Below are 16227 nucleotides of genomic sequence, written 5' to 3'. Positions count from 1 at the left end.
TTTCCTTACGCCGCCAAGTTCCGTGCAATGACCATCTTCTGAATATCAGAAGTACCTTCGTAAATCTGGCAGACACGAACATCGCGATAGATTTTTTCAACTGGGTAATCAGCAATAAAGCCGTTACCACCCAATGTCTGAATAGCACCCGAGCAAACTTCTTCGGCCATCTCTGAGGCGAAAAGTTTTGCCATACTGGCTTCGGTCAAACAGGGAAGGCCTGCATCTTTCAGGCTGGCCGCATGAATGACCATTTGGCGGGCAACTTCGACTTTGGTTGCCATGTCAGCCAAGCGGAAGCCAACTGCCTGATGCTGAATAATCGGCTGATCAAAAGAGACGCGTTCTTTTGAATATTCAATGGCATGCTTCAAGGCTGCAGCTGCCATACCGACACTTTGCGCCCCAATACCAATGCGCCCTGTTTCAAGGTTAGCAAGGGCAATGCGGTAGCCCGCCCCTTCAGCGCCCAGCATATTTCCTGCAGGCACCCGCACATCTTCCAGTGCAATCTGACAGGTATCAGATGCCTTCTGGCCCAATTTCTGCTCTATAGACGCAACACGATACCCATCGCTATCCGTTGGAACGATAAAGCAACTGATGCCTTTTTTGCCAGCGGCTGGATCCGTCACGGCAAACACTAGGGCGACACCGCCGATCTTGCCAGATGTAATAAACTGCTTTGTGCCATTGATGATGAAATCATCGCCATCGCGAACTGCCTTGGTTTTAAGGGCTGAAGCGTCTGAACCGGCATGGGGTTCTGTCAGACAGAACGCACCGATCATTTCGCCTTTTGCCAAGGGTGTTAGATATTTCTGTTTCTGCGCTTCGGTGCCATCTTTCATAATGGCTGCGCAGCAAGGGGAGTTATTAACGCTCATAACTGTTGAAATGGCGCCGTCACCGCCTGCGATTTCCATCAAGGCAAGTGCGTAAGAGACATAATCTGTCCCTGCTCCACCATATTCTTCAGGGATTGTCATCCCCATGAGGCCAAGCGCCCCCATTTCATCGAATACGTCCTTGGGAACGGCCGCAGCCTGCTCCCAAGCGACTGTATTCGGCGCCAGACGGTTCGTTGCAAAACCCCGCGCCATATCGCGGATCATGGTTTGTTCTTCGCTCAAAATCATGTCTTACTTCCTCACCGTCTGGCGATTACTTGATAAATTTAGGCTACCAGCTCTACAGCCATGGCAGTGGCTTCACCACCACCAATACACAAAGCCGCAACACCGCGTTTTTTGCCATATTTCTGCAGGGCATTCAGGAGCGTGATCACAATACGCGCGCCGGAAGCACCAACCGGGTGACCCAAAGCGCAGGCACCGCCGTGAACGTTTACTTTATCGTGGTCCAGACCCAAATCTTTCATCGCTGCCATAGCAACAACCGCAAAGGCTTCGTTAATCTCGAAAAGATCAACGTCGTCTTTTGTCCAACCGACTTTATCCATCACTTTGGAAATTGCGCCGATTGGGGCAATTGTAAATTCAGATGGTTTGCGGGCATTTGTTGAATGCGCGTGGAAAACAGCGATTGGTTTCAGACCACGCTTTTCTGCTTCAGACTGACGCATCATAACAAGCGCAGCACCGCCATCAGAAATGGAAGAAGCATTTGCCGCTGTTACTGTACCGTCTTTAGCAAAGGCTGGTTTCAATGTTGGGATTTTTTCTGGGTTACCTTTAAGTGCCTGCTCGTCACGTTCGATGACTACGTCACCTTTACGTGTTTTGACAGTTACAGGAACGATTTCAGGGTCAAATGTCCCATCTTCCGTTGCTTTCTTGGCACGCGCCAGAGATTCAATCGCATAGGCGTCCTGAGCTTCGCGGGTGAACTGGTACTGACCTGCCATTTCTTCCGCGAAAGAGCCCATCAGACGACCTTCTTCATAGGCATCTTCTAGACCATCCAGGAACATGTGATCTTTCACTTCCCCATGACCGAGGCGCATACCGCCACGCATTTTTGGCAGGATGTATGGGGCATTTGTCATGCTTTCAAAGCCACCGGCAACCATAACATTGCTGCTGCCCGCTTTAATCGCATCATAGGCATACATCGCCGCACGCATACCTGAGCCACACATCTTGTTCACTGTTGTACAGCCAACTGTGTCCGGGATACCCGCACCAAAGGACGCCTGACGCGCAGGTGCCTGACCAAGACCCGCAGGAAGCACACAACCCATGACAACTTCGTCGATGTCATCGCCTGTAAGACCGGCGCGTTTCATAGCGCCTTCAATCGCAATGGCACCTAACTGCGGGGCTTTTACATCGGCCAGATCGCCTTGAAAGCCGCCCATTGGTGTACGGGCCATACCTACAATCACAATAGGATCGTCACTCATTTGTTTCTCCATCATTCGATATTTCTTGTTACTTGCGCCAATCCCAAAACTTTAAGCAGTTTCGTTGAACAGCTCGCGGCCGATCAGCATGCGGCGAATTTCACTGGTACCAGCACCAATTTCGTACAATTTCGCATCACGCAGCAAACGACCTGTCGCAAACTCGTTAATATAACCATTTCCACCCAGCGCTTGAATAGCTTCCAGTGCCATCCATGTCGCTTTTTCCGCAGAATAAAGAATTGCGCCCGCTGCATCTTTACGTGTTGTCTCACCGCGGTCACAGGATTTACCGACTGCATAAACATAGGCTTTACAAGCATTCATTGTGGAATACATATCCGCAATTTTGCCCTGCATCAGTTGGAAGGTACCAATTGGCTGACCGAACTGTTCACGTTCATGCACGTAAGGTACAACAACATCCATACACGCATCCATAATACCCAGCGGACCACCGGACAGAACGGCACGTTCATAGTCCAGACCGCTCATCAGAACACGGACACCATCGTTGAGCTTACCAAGGATATTCTCTTCTGGAACTTCACAATCTTCGAACACCAACTCACATGTGTTGGAGCCACGCATACCAAGTTTGTCCAGCTTCTGTGCAGTTGAGAAGCCTTTCATACCTTTTTCAATAATGAAGGCTGTGATGCCTTTTTGGTGGGCTTCAGGGTCTGTCTTTGCATATACGACCAGAACATCAGCGTCTGGGCCGTTTGTGATCCAGAATTTGTTACCGTTCAGGATGTAGCGGTCACCTTTTTTCTCTGCACGAAGGCGCATGGACACAACGTCAGAACCAGCACCAGGTTCACTCATCGCCAAGGATCCCACATGCTCACCTGACATCAGTTTCGGCAGATACTTGTGTTTCTGCTCTTCATTACCGTTACGACGGATCTGGTTCACACAAAGGTTGGAATGGGCACCATAAGACAAACCAACGGAGGCAGATGCACGGCTGATTTCTTCAACAGCAATAATATGCTCAAGATATCCAAGGCCTGTTCCGCCATATTCTTCTTCCACCGTAATCCCCAGAAGACCAAGGTCACCCATCTTCTGCCACAGATCCATCGGAAACTCATTGCTCTGATCGATTTCAGCGGCGCGCGGTGCAATTTCAGCCGCCGCAAAACTTGCCACAGTATCGCGGATCATGTCGGCTGTTTCGCCAAGATCAAAATTCAATGTTGGATAATGAAAGCTAGACATGGAATTTCCTTCTTTCCATACAAATTAAGAGGTAGCAACCAGTGTGGACATCACTATCGCACAATGTTCACGACTGGCTCCGTTCAATACAAAGATATCTGCTTCGGCCACAATTAAACTACGACCAGATTTTAAAACGCGCCCTTGAGCCAGGATTTGATCACCCTCAAAAGCGCCGAGAATATTCAACTTCATTTCCGCCATTTCATAGCGGATATCTCCCTTTACAACTGTGGCGGCAGCCAATTGCACGGCGCCTTCTCCTAGAACTGCAAAAAGATCAGTTGCTGCTCCACTTTCTGTCAGGGGGCAAACAAGTTCGCATTGCCCTGCATCAACCTTACCTAAACTAACAGATAAATGGCTCAGCAATTCGCGGCTTTCAAACAAAGGCTGAATTTTATTCAGAAGAGATTGATCTGTCATTTTCAACTCTCCCGCCCCAAATTTGGCGCGTCATCCATCCCCAAAAAGCACATCATTGTAAACACACCAGTTGCACAGTGGGTTTTCGTCTCACCTTCCATGCAAAAAGCATCGCCTTTAAGGTGATATATCTTCCCATCTCCACGAACAACTTCAGCTCGGGCAGACAACAACTTGCCTTTCGCAGGCTTCAGAAAGTTCACTTTCATATCAACAGTCAGAACAGTACTTTTTTCCGGATACAGCGAAAAAGCGGCATATCCCGCAGCAGAATCAATTAAGGATCCCACCAGACCGCCATGAAAAAAACCATGCTGTTGAGTAAGCGCCTTGTCGTGATCTAGAGATATTTCGCAAATACCGGGCTCGATCGCAGTCATGCGGGCACCCACATGCTCCATAAAAGGCTGACGGGCAAAGCTGTCCCGTACCACCGCTTCAAAATTCGGATTTTGCGCTGCCTTATTAAACGGCATTTGTTTCCTCCAGTCCTTAAAGGAACTATACCGCATTTCGGCAATATTGATAAAATCGTTTATTTAAATCAAAACTATTGATACTGTGAATAATTATGGATCTATATCAACTTCGATATTTTTTGGCAGTCGTAGAGACACAGAATTTTTCACGCGCTGCGGAGCGCGCATTTGTTAGTCAACCCACCCTCTCAACCGGCATCAAAAAACTGGAAGAAGAGCTGGGCTCCCCTCTGTTTAATCGCGATAAACGTAGAATTACTCTTACCGCTGCTGGCAGCCGCCTTCTGCCGCGTGCTCGCACAATCATATATGAATGTAACGCGGCAAAGATGGACGCGTCTGATCATAGCGCCACACAGCGCCTGCAGGTCGGCATTCACCCCCTGCTTCCCATTAAACAGATTGCACGGCTTCTGTCTGACTATAAGAAATCCCATTCTGAGGTCCAAATTGCCCTGAAACAAGGAAGTGCTGAAGAACTGGAAGGTTGGCTTGATGAGGGCCGCGTCGATATCTCAATTGGCTTGCCGCCATCTACAGAAGGTAAGGTTCAGTTTGAAAAACTACTCACCACAAAATGTGTTTTGGCCATGGCCCGCAATCACCCACTTGCCAGTCGCGCCGTTATTCCTATGCAGGTATTGTCGCGCCGCGATTTTATCCACCGCAGCCATTGCGTGACAGAAACGGAGGTCACCAGAACTTTTGCACGCGCAGGTGTTAACCCGCACATTGTTTTTAGAACAAATGAAGACGACAAAGCCATAAGCCTGGTAAGCGAAGGAGTAGGTATCTGCGTGATGCCCGATATCTTGCATGCCTCCAGCATGGTTATGACACCGGTTGAAGGCGTCGATATCAGCCGCACAATTGGAATAAGCTGGTCAGCAGACAAAATGAATGATCTGGTTAACGGCTTTCAGCATTTTGCCAGCAGCCACAGATGGAAAGGCCGGGTTGCCGGACCACAAAATCTGGAATGGGCGCGATAATTACAAAAGCGCAAGACTGGCAATACCGAGAAAGGCAACGAAGCCGATCACATCTGTAATTGTGGTCACGAACACACTGGAGGCTACGGCTGGATCAACACCATATTTATCCAAAGTGATTGGCACAACCATGCCCGCAACCCCTGCGGCGAACATGTTGATGACCATTGCCACAGAAATGACCCAGCCGATATTAAAATCCCCAAACCAGGCCCAGGCCACTCCCCCGATCAGGAGGGCAAACACACTTCCATTAAGTGTCGCAACCAAGGCCTCTTTACTCACTATTCGGCCGACGTTATTGCTTGTCAGCTCTCTTGTGGCGAGCGCCCGAACAGCAACCGTCAAGGTCTGCGTTCCAGCATTCCCGCCCATACTCGCCACAATAGGCATCAGAACAGCCAATGCGATTACCTTTTCCATCGCCTGATCAAAAAAACCAATGGCAATTGAAGCCAAAATCGCGGTCGCCAAATTCACAAGAAGCCACGTAAAGCGCGTCTTTGTCGTCTCCAAGATGGATCCAAAAAGATTATCTTCTGCGACACCACCGAGGCGCAGGATATCTTCTTCTGCTTCTTCATTGATAACATCAACAATATCATCAATGGTAATCATGCCAATCAGACCGCCGCGCTCATTTACAACAGCGGCTGACGTCAGGCGATATTGTTGGAACAGATAGGCCACTTCTTCCTGATCCATCGTCACAGGGATCAGAGTCTGTTCTTTAATCATGATGTCAGTTACAGGGACAGCCCTGCGACTTCGCATCGCTTTATCAAGTGGAATTGTTCCGATGGGTTTGTGACGCGGATCAACAACAAAAATCTCGTAAAATTCGTTAGGCAGATCCTCTGTTTCACGAAGAAAATCAATTGTCTGACCAATATCCCAATATTCCGGCACCGCAATCAGGTCACGTTGCATCAAACGGCCGGCTGTATCTTCCTGATAAGACAAGCCTTCTTCGATAACAACACGATCTTCTGCGGACAGCTCTTTTAGAACTTCCTGCTGCTCTTTATGTTCAAGATCCTCAAGAACATGGACCGCATCATCCAGTTCCAGATCTGTTACCAGCTCCGCAATCTCGGCGGGATCCATCTCTTCAACCAGATCATCACGAACGGTTTCGTCAAGATCAGAATACACTTCCGCGTCAACCAGATCATTTGCCACTTCCATCAACTGGACACGCAAAGCAGGTTTTAGTTGCTCAATAAGGTCTGCGACGTCGGCGGCGTGAAGTTCAGCTAACTCCTGACGGACAAGAACGTGATTTCCTGAATTTAACGACTCACGGATCAATTGGACGGTATCATCACTCAGCCCGTAAGAGATGGCACTCTCTTCCCGCTCCTCCGCTTCTGTGCGGCCTGTATGTTGTTCAGGCAGCTGGTTCATGCGCTCTACTCTTCGCCCATCATGCTGTTGCGGCGGCAAATGGGTCCAGGCATCATATCACCAGCCTGATGATGCTGGGCATCCACAGCCGCGATAGCTGTGATATTGACCAGACCCCGCACTGTTACAGATGGCACTGTGATATGAACAGATTTCGACATACCGATAAGGATCGGCCCAACGGCGATACCATGGGCCAGGCTTTTCGCAATATTATAACCAATATTGGCTGATTCCAGATCTGGCATGATCAGCAGATTGGCGACACCGCTTAATCTGGAATTAGGAAACTGCGCTTCTCTAATTTCTGGCACCAAAGCTGTGTCCGCTTTCATCTCTCCTTCGACTTCCAAATCTGGCGCAATTTCGCGAATGATCTTCACCGCCTCTTTGGCACGAAGCGCACTTGGAATATCAGAAGATCCAAAGTTGGAATGGGAGATGAGTGCCGCTTTGGGCTCAATGCCAAACCGGCGCACTTCATCCGCCGCCAGAATTGTCAATTCCGCGAGTTCTTCCGCCGTATGACTTTCGCGAACTTGAGTGTCGGAGAAGAACAGAGGGCGACCGTTTAGGATCAGCAAATGCAAAGCTGACGCATAACGAACCCCTTGCCGCAAAGGAATAATGCCCGAGACCCGGCGGAAGTGTTTGCTGTATTTACCATAGGTTCCGCAAACCATTGCATCTGCATGCCCTAAGTGCACCGCCATGGCCCCAATGATTGTTGTGTTGGTACGGATGTGCGCGCGGGCTGTATCCGGATCCACACCATTGCGTTCGGCAATTTCATGGTAGGACGTCCAATATTCTCGGTACCTTGGATCATCTTCAGGGTCTACAATTTCAAAATCTTCGTCCGCTTTCAAACGGAGCCCCATTTTTTCCAGACGATACTCAATCACCTTACGACGACCGATTAAGATAGGGCTCGCCAATCTCTCATCCACAACTGTTTGTACAGCGGAGAGAACGCGTTCATCCTCACCCTCTGCATAGATGACACGCATTTTCTGTGTACGGGCCACATCGAACAACGGCTTCATAACAAACTGAGTTCGATAAACAAAATTTGTCAGCTGTTCGTAATACTGGTCCAGATTTTCAATCGGACGGCTGGCAACTCCACTGTCCATTGCGGCCTTGGCAACGGCAAAAGAAACCTCCACATACAGACGAGGGTCAAATGGAGTTGGAATAAGATATTCAGGTCCAAAAGAATGCTGCACACCACCATAAGCGCGCGCCACGACTTCAGACTGTTCTGCTTTTGCAAGATCCGCGATGGCTTTCACCGCCGCAATTTTCATTTCTTCGTTAATTTCTGTAGCCCCTGCATCTAGGGCCCCACGGAAAAGATATGGAAAGCAAAGGACATTGTTGACCTGATTTGGATAATCGGATCGACCAGTCGCAATCACAGCATCCGGGCGTACTTCCTTCACTTCTTCCGGCAGAATTTCTGGTGTTGGATTGGCCAGCGCCATAATAATTGGCTTGTCCGCCATTGTGGCAACCATATCTTTGGTCAGCGCACCTGGACCAGAGCAGCCGAGGAAAATATCGGCGCCTTCGACAGCTTCCGCCAATTTACGTTTATCGGTCTTAACGGCAAAATCAGATTTATAGGGGTCCATCTCAATCTCACGACCTTCATACACCACGCCGTGAATATCGCTAACGATGATATTTTCCTTTGGAAGTCCCATACTGACCAACAGCTTCAAGCAAGCAAGGGCCGCCGCGCCTGCACCACATGCGGCAAGCCGGACATCTTCGATATTTTTACCGACAACCCGAAGGCCATTGTAAACCGCAGCGGCCACACAAATTGCAGTTCCATGCTGATCATCATGAAAGACAGGAATATTCATCCGCTCCCGGCACAGCTTTTCAACGATGAAACATTCAGGTGCCTTGATATCCTCCAGATTGACACCACCGAAAGTCGGCTCCATTGCTGCGATAATATCTACGAGCTTTTCCGGATCTCTTTCATCCAATTCGATGTCAAAAACATCAACACCCGCAAATTTCTTGAAAAGAACAGCCTTACCTTCCATCACCGGCTTTGAGGCCAGAGGACCAATTGCGCCAAGCCCCAGAACCGCCGTGCCATTGGATATCACACCAACAAGATTTCCTCGCGCGGTCAATTCTGCAGCGGCAGCGGGATTTTCGGCGATTTCCATGCAAGGATGAGCAACCCCCGGAGAATAAGCGAGCGCCAAATCGGATTGGGTCTCCATCGGCTTTGTCGGAGAAATCTTGAGTTTTCCTGGTTCCGGATAACGGTGATAGTCAAGAGCACTCTGACGAGGATCCGATTTCATGCTTGGTCCTTAATTTAATTGGATTATTGCGGCAAAATTAGTTGCTCAAGAATATGCTTTTTATATGGAAAAACACAAGGGTGTTTAGGTGTTTTATTTTACACCACATTTTATTAATATTTGTTGTATAAGAGTATATCGAATGGCTCATTCCAATAAGCAATTAGCATGACAGCAGACTTGAATTTCAAGAACTACTCTGGCCCGACCTCACCCAGCGAAAGATTGGATGCGGTTGAAGAAAAAACTGTCGCCCATGAGGGTGATATTTACCGGTCATGCTACATAGACCCCGACACCGTATCAGACACGAATTTTGCGGCTGAAGAACACAGAATACTCTGGAACTACTGGCAAAAAATGCGGGGTAGTGACAGCATCCCCACCTATGATTGGATCAACCCTGCAGATTTCATTAAGGCGATGGGATATGTCCTGTTAATGGAGCCAAATGACGACTTCAGCGATTTCAAGTATCGGGTCTATGGTTCGCGCATTGCCAATAGATTTGGACACGAAATGAACGGAAGATGGACAAGCGAGTTCGACGGCGTTCAAAAAGACATTTCCATTACACAATATTCATTGAGTGCGACAAAGGAATGTCCGGTCTATAGCGAACATTCCTATATCAATGATGAAGAAGAATATGCCCGCACCCTCTGGTGCCGCCTCATCATGCCGATGAAGAACAAAGGCGGTAAAATCGACCGAATTCTGGTAGGAAACTATCCAGATGACATCGGCCGAACTGACGTCATTTCCTAATAGGGAAGCCCAACGTAGTTTTCTGCAAGTGAGACCTGCGCCGCTTCAGATGAGAATAGATAATCAATATCTGTCTGCTGGATTCTGTCCCCAAACCCCTCATTTTCAGGGAATTTGTGAAGAAGGGTCGTCATCCACCAGGAGAACCGCATTGCCTTCCAGATGCGCTTCAGTGCGGTTTCTGAATATTGCTCAAGGAGCTGTTCTTCCCCACTGTCATATTTTGCAATCAATGCTTCTGAAAGGTAGTGGATATCTGAGGCGGCAAGGTTCAGACCTTTGGCCCCTGTAGGCGGCACAATATGACCCGCATCACCTGCCAGGAACAAACGTCCATAGCTTAGTGGTTCCGCCACAAATGAACGAAGTGGTGCAATACTTTTCTCTATTGAGGGTCCGGTGACAATGCGATCGGCTGCAGACTCTGGCAAACGCCGCTTCAGCTCTTCCCAAAATCGCTCATCGCTCCACTCCTCAACCTTGTCGTTAAGTGAACATTGAACATAGTAACGGCTTAAATTCTCATTTCGCATGGAACATAATGCGAAGCCGCGATCATGCTGACAATAGATCAACTCATCAGAAACAGGCGGCGTTTCTGATAAAATTCCCAACCAACCAAACGGATAAACTTTTTCATATTCGCGCAGAATATCTGACGGAATGGATTTGCGACTCACACCATGGAAGCCATCACAGCCCGCCACATAGTCACACTGGATGGTCTGAGTAACCCCGTCCTTTTTATAGGTCACGGATGGAGAGGTTGTCTCCAAATCATGTAACGCAACATCTTCGGCATTAGTTATCACTTTACCGTCCATTTTGCGTCTTGCGTCATACAGATCTTTTGTGATCTCCGTTTGACCATAAACCATGACCGTTTTGCCACCGGTCAGCTTCTCAAGGTCGATCCGCTGACATCCGTTCATATGAGAGATTTCAAACCCCTCATGCACCTGACCAACCTGATCCATGCGCGCACCGACATTTGCTGCCCGCAAAATGTCAACCAAGCCCTGCTCCAACACACCGGCGCGAATACGCCCAAGCACATATTCTTCGCTATGCTTCTCCAGAACGACAGTATCAATTCCTTTGAGGTGCAGAATTTGAGAGAGCAGCAGGCCGGAAGGGCCACCGCCAATAATGGCAACTTGAGTACGCATTTTTCACCTGTTTTGATTTATTTCCATCCTGTTTCAATAATAGTGCTTCTCCTTAACTTCTGAATGGCATATTCGATCGACATTTTGTATATTTCGAACATTAGGGAGGGGATATATGATACCAAATTACCATTTATATGGCGAAGAGCGTCGCTCTGGGTTTCCAGATATCCTGCATTGCGAATCCATTGCGGCACGATCCTCCGGGCATAATTGGGTCATTTCCCCTCATCGTCATCACGCGCTTCATCAGTTTTTCTGGATTGAAGCTGGCGGTGGTGAGATGACAATTGACGGCCAGCGATATGACCTTCAATCCGATCATGTTATTTCGATCCCAACGAACGCAGTACACGGTTTCGAATTTATCCAGAATACCAAAGGGTATGTGATAACTGTTCCCTACCAGAAACTCCGTGTCGGCTTGCAGACCCTGCCTGAATTCTCCACTCAGCTTGAAAAACCACTGCTTGCAAATGCCGACGACACATTGTCATTTTACTTTAAACAAATCTCAAAAGAGCATAAACGCTCCCTTCAGGGACGCCCTGAGGTACTGCAACACCTTACCGTGTTGCTCGCGCTTGAAATCGCGCGAAACCATAAGCCTCACCATACGTCTCACCCAGATAAACTGGAAAAAAAACAAATCCAGGTTCAACAATTCATGGAAAATGTAGAGGTATCTTTCAGATCAGAGCACAAGGCTAAATTCTATGCAGACCAGCAACATATTACTCTGCCCCATCTAACACGGGTATGCAGACAGGTTTTGGGAAAGCCAGCCTCTGAACTCATCCAGGAACGCCTGCTTCTGGAAGCGCGGAGAGCGTTGGTCTACACGCGCATTTCCATTGGAGAGTTGGCTTATGATTTGGGATTTAATGACCCTGCACATTTTTCGAAATTTTTTAGAACGGGGACAGGGCAATCTCCTTCCGCATATCGCGTGAAAGCGGAAGGAGCTAAACCGGTTCAGCCTGCAGAACGTATTCTACAGGCTTTGCAAAAAGCCGGGCAGCCAAAGAGTAATTGAAGGGAAAGCGACTAACAGGCCAACCCTTACAAGTTCTGCCCCAAAGAAAGGCGCCACCCCTTTAAAGGTCTTGCTCATGGGGGTCTCTTTATCTAGCGCCGATATGATAAATACATTCATCCCAACGGGCGGGGTTATAAGCCCAAGTTCCACCACGATAAGCGCCAGAATACCAAACCAGACTTTCAAATCGTCTTCTGTCATTCCAAAATCAAGACCGGAAATCACAGGCCAGAAAAATGGAATGGCGAGCAAGATCATGCTGAGGCTATCCATAAGACACCCAAGGACAATCAAAGCCGCCAGAAGAAGGATCAGGATTAAATGAGCGTCCATACCTGATGTCAGCATCAATTCAGCCGCTGCCTGAGGCACACCGCCGCGCGACATAAAGATCTTGAGAAGTTCAGCGCCCAGCAGAATGAGGTAAATCATACCTGATGTTTTGGCGGTTTCCATAAGCGCTGCTTTCAGATCTTGCCACCCAACAACCCGGCGCGCGATACCATAAATCGCCACCAGAAACACACCAGCGGCAGCGGCTGGCGTTGGGTTAAAGAAACCAAAATAAATACCGCCAATCACCAATCCAAAGATGATAAGGACAGGTACCATAGCCAATGTAGCGGAAATAAACTCCTCACGTGTGATGACCTCACCTTTTGGGCCGGCCTCTGGACGCAAGCGAACATAAAGCGCGATGGTGAGCAAAAACAGCATTACCGCCAGAATACCCGGGATAAAGGCCGCCATGAACATGGTAACGATGTTTGCCTCTACGATGACCGCATAGATCACCAGAACAATAGATGGCGGGATCAAAATACCCAACACGCCACCCGCTGCCAATGTACCTGTAGCAAGTTCACCTGAATATTTGTAGCGCTTCAACTCCGGAAGGGCCACCTGACCCATGGTCGAAGCAGTTGCCAATGAGGAGCCACAAACAGATCCAAATCCGGCGCACGCCGCGATCGCCGCCATGGCGACACCACCGCGAAATCGGCCAAGCCAAGCATTTGCTGCACGAAATAGATCACTGGACAGGCCCGCCCGGGTCGCAATGTTACCCATCAGGATAAACATCGGCACAACCGACAGGTCATAAACGGAAAACTGCGCCCATGCCAGATCCTTCATCTGACTGAGAAGGATCTCTGGACCGTTTAGAATTGCTGTCCCTATTGCACCTACCACAATCATGGCGTAAGCAATTGGGACACGGATAACAATAAGGCCTATCAGTGTGCCAAGACCGATCAGGCCAATGAACAAATTCTGTTCCACGGGGATTTCCTAACTTACGCTCTGCGATGGATGCCGAAAATGTCAGCCAGAGACATCACAGATGCCACGCCCAACAAAACAAGAGAAATCAAGGCCGGAACAAAACCGTACCAAATAGGAATGCTCAAAATGCCGGTTACCTCTTCATATTCAAGATAATCGTGCAAGCCCGCATTCATTCGCCAAATCATAAAGATCGCGAAAGTAACGGCGATAACACTAGCGCACAACGTCATCGCGGCGACTGCCGCCCGACCAGCGTTCATTGTGAAAAGATCCGCCGTCACATTGGAGCCGGTAATCTGGCAATAAGGAAGGAAGCTGAACGCCGCTATAGCGACCCCCATTTCTGTCAATTCGAAATCCCCGGGAAACGGTGTTCCAAACAACAAATCAGCAATAATGGAATAGGCATTAATCAAGACGACAATGCCCAATATGATGCCGCCGAGAAGGGCCCAGCCCTCACATATGCGATGGACAAGGGTATGAACCCTTGCCCAACCTGACAGATTACCAGTCATTTCGTCTACTTACTTCATGTACTTCTTAACTGTAGCTACCGCTGTATCATAGAGCTTCTGCCCGTCAATACCTTTCGCGGAAACTTCTTTGATCCAACGATCAACCACTGGGGCCATCGCTGTTTCAAATTTCGCCCATTCAGCTGGAGTCAGCTGGATGTGCTTGTTGCCTGCTTTTGTCGCAACGCCAATACCGCCAGCTTCAGCGTTATCCCAAACCGTGCCGACTTCTTTGTGCCATTCCATGCCTGAGTTTTCGCGGAAGATTTTCTTGATGTCCTCAGGAAGGCCGTCCCAAGTACCTTTATTCATGCCGATCTGGAAGGTTGTTGTACCGAAACGCATGCCGTTAGGGCCTTCGATCTGGTACTGGGTCTGTTCCTGAATTTTGAGTGGCGGAATGATCTCAAACGGAATCAAAGCACCTTCAACAACTTTCTTGGACAGGGCCAATGGCAGTTCAGGAACGGATGTCTTAACTGGTGCAGCGCCCAAGCTTTCAAGAACCCATGCACCTGTGCGGGATGGAATACGCAGTTTCACACCCTTAACATCATCAGGAGAGCGGACTTCCTTATCCACCATGTGCAACGCGTTACCGCCATGCACATGTAATGTCATCGGAACAATACCTTTATATTCTGGGGAAAGATATTCATCGAACATTTCCAGCATCGCACGGTTAGTCGCAGAAGAATCACCTTGGTGAACACCAGGAAGCTCGAAAACTTCTGTGCGCGGATAAAGACCACCAGCATAGCCGTTTACAAACCAGGCCAAATCTACAACGCCGTCACGGACCTGACGCGGAAGTTGCGGCGGCTTACCACCGAGAGACATCGCCGGGTAGATTTCGATATCTACGCGACCGCCTGAGGCTTTTTCGATTTTTTCCGCCCAAGGAACAATCATGTTCTTGTGAGCTGAAGATTTCGGGCTCAAAAAGTGATGGAATTTTAGTGTAATATCAGCAGCAGAAACACTACCTGCTGTCAGTGCTGCCAGAGTAACACCAGCCAACAGTGTACCCATCTTTTTCGTAAATTTCATTTCGCTCTCTCCCGTACGGTTATTAGTTCGCGTAGTTTTTCCAAAATTGATTTTGTTCGCCGCTTATTTTGCTGCGTTCGGTTGCTTTCGGGTTTTTAGCTGGCCATATCAGGGATATCCTCAATCTGATCCAGCAACCTGATCCCGTTCTTCAAACTTGCGGAGGCCGACACCACAATCTGTGGGACTGTCATCCACTCCAATGTCCAGCTTGAGCCTGATCGCTCATTCTCATGCTGCATAACATGCTGCATCGCCGAACTATTTACCCCAATGAAATGCGCAAGCGACACTAAAATCTCGGCCAAAACCGGATTTTGCTTGTGCGGCATTGCTGAAGAAGAACCACCCCCAATTAGATACACTTCTCTCACTTCATTCACCGACATCTGTATCACGTCTTGACCTATCTTGCCAAGACCACCAGCAACAAGATTCAGCCAATTTACCAAATTAATCAGGGTTGTTCTGTCTGTATGCCAACAATATCCGGGGTCATTCAGCCCCAATTCACGCGCTAAAGCATTTCGTACATCAGCACCTTTTGCGCCCAACTTGTCAAGCGTTCCGACTGCCCCGCCAAATTGCAGCTGATTGATTTCCTCTATAAGAGTTTCTGCCTGTCTGCGAAGACGCTCAAGCGGTCGCCTCCAGGCATCAATTCTATGAGATACAGGAATGGGTAACGCCCGCTGCATCCGGGTCCTTCCCATTATTTCCCGATCTCCAAATCGAGTATTCAATTCCGCCAACTTCTCTAGAAAGACATCAAAATCCCCCAGTAAATGAAGAATCGCTTTATTCAATCGAAGAACAAGGGAGGTATCGATCACATCCTGACTGGTTGCTCCAAAATGCAAGCTTGCTTGAAATTCTACAGGAAGTTTCACTCGAATTTGCCGAATGAGCTCTGGAACCACAACGCCGTCTCTTGCAACAGCTGAGTTCAACTGCTCAAGATCTGGAGTAAAATTGCCCAGGCACACAGAAATAGCTTCTGACGCTTTGGCAGTAATAATACCTTGCGCCGCTTCTACTTTTGCAAGCGCTGCTTCAAACTGAAGCATTGCTTTAACATCCGCTTCAACAGAAAAGAAAGCGGAGACAGCTTCGTTTCCAAGAAGCTCCTTCAAGTAGGGATGTTCAAATACCGAAACTGTCATGCCT

General features: G+C 48.5%; 15 protein-coding genes. 3 read left to right on the top strand and 12 right to left on the bottom strand.

Annotated features, from left to right (window positions below; genetic code table 11):
• Positions 1 to 5 precede the first annotated feature (5 nt).
• The 5 genes from GUA87_RS08175 to GUA87_RS08155 are packed head-to-tail and all read right to left on the bottom strand — an operon-like array spanning position 6 to position 4491.
• Positions 6 to 1139: an acyl-CoA dehydrogenase family protein gene (locus GUA87_RS08175; RefSeq protein WP_193716072.1), complete on the bottom strand. Its 1134-nt coding sequence runs from the start codon at positions 1137 to 1139 to the stop codon at positions 6 to 8.
• A gap of 38 nt (positions 1140 to 1177) precedes the next feature.
• A complete protein-coding gene (locus tag GUA87_RS08170; protein WP_193716071.1) occupies positions 1178 to 2380 on the bottom strand; it encodes an acetyl-CoA C-acyltransferase in 1203 nt (400 codons plus the stop codon).
• Positions 2381 to 2416: 36 nt separating this feature from the next.
• Positions 2417 to 3589, bottom strand: a complete 1173-nt coding sequence (locus tag GUA87_RS08165; RefSeq protein WP_193716070.1) for an isovaleryl-CoA dehydrogenase — start codon at positions 3587 to 3589, stop codon at positions 2417 to 2419.
• Positions 3590 to 3613: 24 nt separating this feature from the next.
• The gene (locus tag GUA87_RS08160; protein WP_193716069.1) at positions 3614 to 4021 is read right to left on the bottom strand and encodes a PaaI family thioesterase; all 408 of its coding nucleotides are present in this window, start codon (positions 4019 to 4021) and stop codon (positions 3614 to 3616) included.
• Complete coding sequence (locus GUA87_RS08155; protein ID WP_193716068.1) at positions 4018 to 4491, bottom strand: PaaI family thioesterase; 474 nt, start codon at positions 4489 to 4491, stop codon at positions 4018 to 4020. Before GUA87_RS08155 ends, GUA87_RS08160 begins: the two co-directional genes overlap by 4 nt.
• A gap of 95 nt (positions 4492 to 4586) precedes the next feature.
• Between GUA87_RS08155 and GUA87_RS08150 the strand changes: the two genes are divergently transcribed.
• Positions 4587 to 5486 (top strand): LysR family transcriptional regulator, encoded by a 900-nt coding sequence (locus tag GUA87_RS08150; protein WP_193716067.1) that lies wholly within the window; start codon positions 4587 to 4589, stop codon positions 5484 to 5486.
• On the opposite strand, the gene mgtE is transcribed toward GUA87_RS08150, so the two are convergent.
• Positions 5487 to 6893, bottom strand: a complete 1407-nt coding sequence (gene mgtE / locus GUA87_RS08145) for a magnesium transporter (protein ID WP_193716066.1) — start codon at positions 6891 to 6893, stop codon at positions 5487 to 5489.
• A gap of 5 nt (positions 6894 to 6898) precedes the next feature.
• Positions 6899 to 9226 carry an NADP-dependent malic enzyme gene (locus tag GUA87_RS08140; protein ID WP_193716065.1) on the bottom strand — a complete coding sequence of 776 codons (2328 nt, stop codon included), beginning with the start codon at positions 9224 to 9226 and terminating at the stop codon, positions 6899 to 6901.
• Positions 9227 to 9394: 168 nt separating this feature from the next.
• Between GUA87_RS08140 and GUA87_RS08135 the strand changes: the two genes are divergently transcribed.
• Positions 9395 to 9994 (top strand): PAS domain-containing protein, encoded by a 600-nt coding sequence (locus GUA87_RS08135; RefSeq protein ID WP_193716064.1) that lies wholly within the window; start codon positions 9395 to 9397, stop codon positions 9992 to 9994.
• Here the strand turns inward: GUA87_RS08135 and pobA are convergent.
• Positions 9991 to 11163 (bottom strand): 4-hydroxybenzoate 3-monooxygenase, encoded by a 1173-nt coding sequence (gene pobA / locus GUA87_RS08130; RefSeq protein WP_193716063.1) that lies wholly within the window; start codon positions 11161 to 11163, stop codon positions 9991 to 9993. The genes GUA87_RS08135 and pobA overlap by 4 nt on opposite strands.
• 115 nt (positions 11164 to 11278) lie before the next feature.
• Between pobA and GUA87_RS08125 the strand changes: the two genes are divergently transcribed.
• Positions 11279 to 12199 carry a helix-turn-helix domain-containing protein gene (locus tag GUA87_RS08125; RefSeq protein WP_193716062.1) on the top strand — a complete coding sequence of 307 codons (921 nt, stop codon included), beginning with the start codon at positions 11279 to 11281 and terminating at the stop codon, positions 12197 to 12199.
• Here GUA87_RS08125 and GUA87_RS08120 read toward each other — a convergent pair.
• From GUA87_RS08120 to GUA87_RS08105, 4 genes are all read right to left on the bottom strand, one after another.
• Positions 12158 to 13486: a TRAP transporter large permease gene (locus GUA87_RS08120; protein ID WP_193716061.1), complete on the bottom strand. Its 1329-nt coding sequence runs from the start codon at positions 13484 to 13486 to the stop codon at positions 12158 to 12160. The two genes, GUA87_RS08125 and GUA87_RS08120, sit on opposite strands and share 42 nt — an antisense overlap.
• Before the next feature lie 14 nt (positions 13487 to 13500).
• Complete coding sequence (locus GUA87_RS08115; RefSeq protein ID WP_193716060.1) at positions 13501 to 14010, bottom strand: TRAP transporter small permease; 510 nt, start codon at positions 14008 to 14010, stop codon at positions 13501 to 13503.
• 9 nt (positions 14011 to 14019) lie between these two features.
• Positions 14020 to 15060 (bottom strand): TRAP transporter substrate-binding protein, encoded by a 1041-nt coding sequence (locus GUA87_RS08110; RefSeq protein WP_193716059.1) that lies wholly within the window; start codon positions 15058 to 15060, stop codon positions 14020 to 14022.
• Between the two features lie 95 nt (positions 15061 to 15155).
• A complete protein-coding gene (locus tag GUA87_RS08105; protein ID WP_193716058.1) occupies positions 15156 to 16223 on the bottom strand; it encodes a 3-carboxy-cis,cis-muconate cycloisomerase in 1068 nt (355 codons plus the stop codon).
• Positions 16224 to 16227 lie beyond the last annotated feature (4 nt).

It is taken from the genome of Sneathiella sp. P13V-1 (genome assembly GCF_015143595.1).
In the GTDB taxonomy this organism is placed as follows: domain Bacteria; phylum Pseudomonadota; class Alphaproteobacteria; order Sneathiellales; family Sneathiellaceae; genus Sneathiella.
The sequence above is the reverse complement of the archived record's forward strand: the minus strand, read 5'-3'. Positions and strand labels throughout refer to the sequence as shown.